The organism is Halorhodospira sp. 9622 (assembly GCF_022228025.1).
GTDB lineage: Bacteria > Pseudomonadota > Gammaproteobacteria > Nitrococcales > Halorhodospiraceae > Halorhodospira > Halorhodospira halophila_A.
Window position 1 is genome coordinate 1 of record NZ_JAJNRE010000050.1, and the last position, 5,307, is coordinate 5,307.

5 protein-coding genes and 1 tRNA gene are annotated in these 5,307 nt (G+C 62.8%); 2 read left to right on the plus strand and 4 right to left on the minus strand.

The window, feature by feature from the left end; all coding sequences use genetic code 11:
- The first annotated feature begins 371 nt into the window (after positions 1-371).
- On the plus strand, positions 372-605 hold the full coding sequence (locus tag LRG07_RS13270; protein ID WP_238642657.1) for an AlpA family transcriptional regulator: 234 nt from the start codon (positions 372-374) through the stop codon (positions 603-605).
- 402 nt (positions 606-1,007) lie between these two features.
- Here the strand turns inward: LRG07_RS13270 and LRG07_RS13275 are convergent.
- Positions 1,008-1,091 (minus strand) — tRNA-OTHER (locus LRG07_RS13275).
- A gap of 155 nt (positions 1,092-1,246) precedes the next feature.
- Between LRG07_RS13275 and LRG07_RS13280 the strand changes: the two genes are divergently transcribed.
- Positions 1,247-2,461 (plus strand): site-specific integrase, encoded by a 1,215-nt coding sequence (locus LRG07_RS13280; protein ID WP_238642658.1) that lies wholly within the window; start codon positions 1,247-1,249, stop codon positions 2,459-2,461.
- 338 nt (positions 2,462-2,799) lie between these two features.
- On the opposite strand, the gene LRG07_RS13285 is transcribed toward LRG07_RS13280, so the two are convergent.
- From LRG07_RS13285 to istA, 3 genes are all read right to left on the minus strand, one after another.
- Positions 2,800-3,093, minus strand: coding sequence for a hypothetical protein (locus LRG07_RS13285; protein ID WP_238642661.1), 294 nt, complete (start codon positions 3,091-3,093; stop codon positions 2,800-2,802).
- A gap of 14 nt (positions 3,094-3,107) precedes the next feature.
- Positions 3,108-3,893: an IS21-like element helper ATPase IstB gene (istB, locus tag LRG07_RS13290; protein ID WP_238642663.1), complete on the minus strand. Its 786-nt coding sequence runs from the start codon at positions 3,891-3,893 to the stop codon at positions 3,108-3,110.
- 14 nt (positions 3,894-3,907) lie between these two features.
- Positions 3,908-5,307: IS21 family transposase (gene istA, locus LRG07_RS13295; protein ID WP_238642665.1), on the minus strand; the 1,400-nt coding region annotated here is incomplete at its 5' end.

The window sequence follows — 5,307 nt, forward strand, 5'->3', positions numbered from 1 at the left end:
ACGGTCATACCGCTCCTCCCACAACCTCGCTTGATCCTCCGACAGTCCGCTCCCCGTGTCGACGGAGCCACGGAACGCCTCGTTTGGCCCTCGAAATCGCGCGCCTACCGGACTGTTGGAAGCCCCAGTGAACTGAGTGGGCCAGCGGTTCCGCGCCAAGGGAACGGCCTACCCTGGTGACAAGGCCTGGACGAGCAAGCCCACAGGCACCTCGGATTCAGCTGGCAGCAGGCATTAACTGCCAACCGGGCACCTGGGATGACTCAATCGCGTTATCGCCCCTCCCCTTCAGCGGTGAGTCGCCACCTACGGCGGTCCACCGACAGCCGTCGGCACGGCGCTTTTCGAAACCGATCATAGGAGTAGTAGATATGACCAAGAAGTCGGCCATGAGCCTCTTCAAGACCAAGGAAGCGGCTGAACTCTGCGGCTACAGCGAACGACACATGATCCGGATGAGACAGATGGGCGAAGGCCCGCCTTACCTTCGCTTCGGCGGGAGAGTGCTGTACCGCGAATGTGACCTGGAGGCGTGGCTGTGCTCAAAGCGAGTCGTACCGCCCCGCGAAGGGGAGGTGCTGAGCACGAGCAAAAAGGTAGAGTGACCGCCCGAGACGACGAGGGATGAGAGCATCGCCGAGGGCTTGCTCTCATCCCTCTTTTCTTGAACGAGGCCCCGGATACAAGCATCCCAAGGAGAGCGCGCCCCGGATCCGCGGGTAGTAGTCGCATCCCTCACCGAACTCCAGCACGCCCCGCCGGAATGCCGCGCCGGGCTATGGCGCTCAGGAGCAGACGGTCTGCGGTCCTGAGCCACATTAATCACGCCAGCCAGCCCCGCAGGCGCTAACACTCGCAGCTTTCTCCAACCAAAAGAGGCCGTCCGCCCGCAAGGTTGCAGCTCAGCGCACCTCCAACTGTGTGCAACCTGCCGATGTGCGAAATCTGTGCGTAGTTTTGGGCCGACTTTTCTGGCGCGAAGAAGGGCCTATGTAACTCCTTGTTTTTGGAGGAGAGGGAGGGATTCGAACCCCCGGAGGGCGCATGCCCTCACCCGATTTCAAGTCGCGTCCGCCGCGCCAAACCGCTCCTCCAAATCCCCTTGTCACACCTGCATTCCGCGTCCTTGATGGATATAGGTTCATGATTGTTATGAACTTCTAATACGACAACACCCGACGCTTGCGCCCAGGGGTGTACACTCCCTACTGTGACTTTCCTGTGACACGATTGAGAGAACCAGACCGTGAGCACATCCCTGACCGAGTCCCACCTCAAAGCCCTCACCCCGCCCGAGCGTGGCCGCCGACTGCTGTTCGATGAACATCGCGATGCACCCCGCGGCTTCGGTGTTCGGATCACGCCCAAGGGCAGCGTGGCCTTCGTGCTGCGCTACACCAACTCGTTCGGTAAGGACCGCCTTGTCACCATCGGCGAGCATGGCACTTGGACCCTGAGCGCCGCGCGCAAACGTGCCGCCGAGCTGCGCAAAGAGATCGATACCGGCGCAGATCCCCTTGATCGCCGCAGGACGGAGCGCAGCGAACCTACCGTGGCCGAGGTTGCCGAGCAATTCTGCAAAGACCACGTGGACAGCCTGCGCAGCTCTAAAGAGGTTCGGCGACTTTTCAATCTGCATATCGTACCCGCGCTGGGAACATTGCGACTGAAAGATGTTCGCCGCGCGGATGTGATCGGCCTGGTAAGTCATATCGCCTCGGATCGCGGCCGACAAGCAAGCTTGGTTCTACAGTACACCAAAAGCATGTTCGCCTGGGCTGAAGATCGTGAGTTAATTGAGCTTAATCCAATTGCCACTCTCAAGGCAAGCAAAATCGGAAAGGAACTAGCCCCACGCAGGCGCCAACGTGTTCTTGATCGTGACGAATTGAAGGCACTGTGGAATGCTACCCCCTCTTGTGGCATCCAATGGATCACCCTATCGGCACTGTGGATGATACTCCTCACCGGTCAACGCCCGGGCGAAGTCGCGGCTGCAGAATGGTCTGAAATCAACTTCCGGGAAAAAAACTGGGTGATCCCAGAAACCCGCCGCAGAAAGACCGAAACCGATCAAACTGTTCCTCTAACACCATTGATGCTCGATTTGCTTGGCAAGATCGAAGAGTGGGCTGCAGGAAAACGCAGCGGCCGGTATGTCTTTGAAGTTGTTTACGGGAGATCACTTGACCCCAAGACACCCTCTCGCGCCGTTTTTAACGCAACCAACGCGTTAGGCAACAAAGTTCATCCGACCTGGGGGCATTGGACACCACATGATCTCAGGCGAACGGCCCGGACTGGAATGGCACGTGCCGGAGTCGATGAAACAGTCGCGGAGCTTGCCATCGGCCACACGCGAAAAGGCATCGTTGCCGTTTATGATCAGCACCGCTATGAGGACGAAAAGCGCAGAGCTTTAGAGGCTTGGGAGCACAACCTCCTCGAACAAATAAAATAGAAGAAACAGGCGCAACACCGAAAATAATATATGATGCGATAGCCTATCACAGAAAGGAACCTCCTTTCGAATAAGGCCATCGTAGATTTAAGGCCACGTCCCTTGCCAAGAGACTGAGTACTCGAGCCAGCCTGCCAAGATCTACGCCAAAAGAAGCATCCCCCCAACCCCGTAACCCGAGCCCTGCCTCCCGTTGGCTCTTGAGCGAGAGGAAACTGCGGGTGCGACCAAATGTGCGCATTCCGGCGAACGTGACCGCTGATTCCGCTGATCGCGACCGGTCTTCTGCACATCGTCCGCACTGGAATGGATTTTCTATGTGTACCGGCCATGATCCGTCAATGCTTGGCTTCACCTTCTTCGTTACTGCGTAACACGGGTTCCAGGTCGAGGAAGGCGTCCTGCGCCGGTCCATCGAGGGTATTCAGGACGCGCCCGACGGCCTCGTCAAGGACCCACTCGAGCACGGCTCGCTGGGTCATGCCGTGATGGCAGGCCAGACGCTCGAGGTTCCGCTTGGCCGCAAAGTGGACCAGGGCGTTGATGCGCTCGAGCATCTCGATGTCCTCGTCGATGCCTTTGAGGTGGCGCTGCCGGAAGGCGCTTTGGCGCTGTGCATTGGTATGGGCCATGGTGGTGATTTCCGTTACGCAGTAACGCTGTCGTCAGGGGTGGCGGGGTCATCGGCGGGCTCTGGGCCGCCGGGCGGAGGCTGTTTGCGCATCGACTCACCGCGCAGCTCCAGTCGGTGCGCGCCGTGGAGCAGGCGGTCGAGGATGGCGTCGGCCAGCGTCGCCTCGCCGATCAGCTCGTGCCAGTGCTCGACGGGCATCTGGCTGGCAATCAGCGTTGAGCGCCGGCCGTGGCGATCTTCGATGACCTCCATCAGGTCCTGGCGCTGAGCGGCGCTGATCTTTTGAATACCCCAGTCATCGATGATGATCAGCTCGGTCTTGAGCAGCCGGGCCATCAGCCGGGGGTAGGAGCCATCGCCGTGGGCGATGCGCAGCTGCTCAAAGAGCTTGGGCAGGCGCAGGTAGCGCACGGACAGCCCCTGCCGGCAGGCCTGGTTGCCGATCGCGCAGGCGAGCCAGGTTTTGCCGCACCCGGTCGGTCCGGTCAGGCACAGATTCTGCGCCTGGCGGATCCAGTCACATTGGGCCAGAGCGGCCATACGAGGCTTCTCCAGGCCGCGGGGGTGGCGGTAGTCGATGTCCTCGACACAGGCCGGCACGCGCAGCCGAGCCTGCTGGAGTAGCCGGGCGAGGCGGCGGTTCTCGCGGTGCAGACGCTCGCGTTCGACGAGCATGGCCAGGCGCTGCTCGAAGGACAGCTCGTGGGTCTGGGGCTGCGCCTGCTGCTGCTCCAGGGCCTCGAGCATGCCGGTGAGCTTGAGCGTGCGCAGTTGTTCGATCGTCTGTTGATGGAGCATGGCTTCGTCCCCTCTCAGTGGTAGTACCCGGCGCCGCGGACATTGGTGTGGACCGGCAGTTCGTCCTGCGCCTCGCTGTCGTCGGGCAGCGGCTGCTGATCGAGCCCCTGCTTGAGCATGGAGGCGACGCTCTTGTAGCGCGGCGCCCCGAGCGCCAGGGCTCGGGCGCAGGCCGCCTCCAGGCGCGGCTGGCTATAGCGGCGAGCCAGGTTGAGCAGGCCCAGGCAGGCGCGGTAGCCATGCTCCGGGTGAGGCCGGTCCTGGAGTTGGAAGCGGACCAGTGCGGCGGTGGCCGGGCCGATCGCCGCGGCCCAGCGCTGGAAACGCCCCGGTGACCACTCGCGGTGGGCCTGGTGGGACTTGGGCATGTGCTCCGTGATGGTGGCGTACCGCCCCTTGCCGCGACGGGCGTGGACGGCGACCCGCTGGCCCTTGTGCAGGATCTCGACGGCCGTGGCGGTCACCCGTAGCTCCAGGGTCTGGCCGACCAGGGCATGGGGGACGCTGTAGAGCCGCCCTTCGAAAGCGACGTGGTAGTCGATCCCCGGTTTGGCCTTGTGCCACTCGGCGAACTCGTAGGCATCTGCCGGCAGCGGCTTGAGCGCGGGCCGGTCGATGGCCTCGAACAGGTCGCGGCGGCTCTCCGTGCGCCCCTGGAAGGGCCGCTCGTTGAGATCGACCAGCAGCGCCGAGATCGCCTGGTTGAGCTGCGCGAGGGAGAAGAAGCGCTGATGGCGCAGTCGCGCCAGGATCCAGCGCTCGACCAGCTGCACAGCGGCCTCGGCCTTGGCCTTGTCCTTCGGCTTGTACGGCCGCGCCGGTAACACGGCGCTGTGGTAATGCGCGGCCATCTCCGCGTAGGTGTCGTTGACCTGCGGGGTGTACCGGTTGGCCCGGGTCACCGCCGCCTTTAGATTGTCCGGCACCAGCAGCGCCGGCACCCCGCCGAAAAAGCGCAGCATGCGCTGATTCGAGCCGACCCAGTCCGCCAGGGACTGGCTCCAGGTGGCTTCGGCAAAGGTGTAGCTCGAGGCGCCGAGCACACCGACGAAGATCTGCGCACGGTGCAGCTCACCGGTATCGGGGTCGATGACCTCCACCGTCGTGCCGCAGTAGTCGATGAACGCCTTCTCCCCGGCGCGGTGGAGCTGGTGCATGCTGCGCCGTTGCCGAGCCCGCCACTGTCGGTAGCGATGGCAGTACTGGCTGTAACGGTAGGCGCGTTCGCCGTGGACGGCAGCGTACTCGCCCCAGAGCAGCTGGAGCGTAACCCCCTTGCGCTTGAGCTGCTGATGGATCTGGAAGTAGTCCGGCTCGGCGAAACGCTCCGGCGGTCGCTGAGCGGGGTAGAGCAGCGCCTCAAGCCGCCCCTGATCCGTGCCCTCGGGCAGCGGCCAGCTCAGCCCCTTGGCCT

Coding starts and splice junctions, on each gene's coding strand:
- istB (WP_238642663.1), bottom strand. CDS start 3,893: ATGCTCCATCAACAGACGATCGAACAACTGCGCACGCTCAAGCTCACC.
- LRG07_RS13270 (WP_238642657.1), top strand. CDS start 372: ATGACCAAGAAGTCGGCCATGAGCCTCTTCAAGACCAAGGAAGCGGCT.
- LRG07_RS13285 (WP_238642661.1), bottom strand. CDS start 3,093: ATGGCCCATACCAATGCACAGCGCCAAAGCGCCTTCCGGCAGCGCCAC.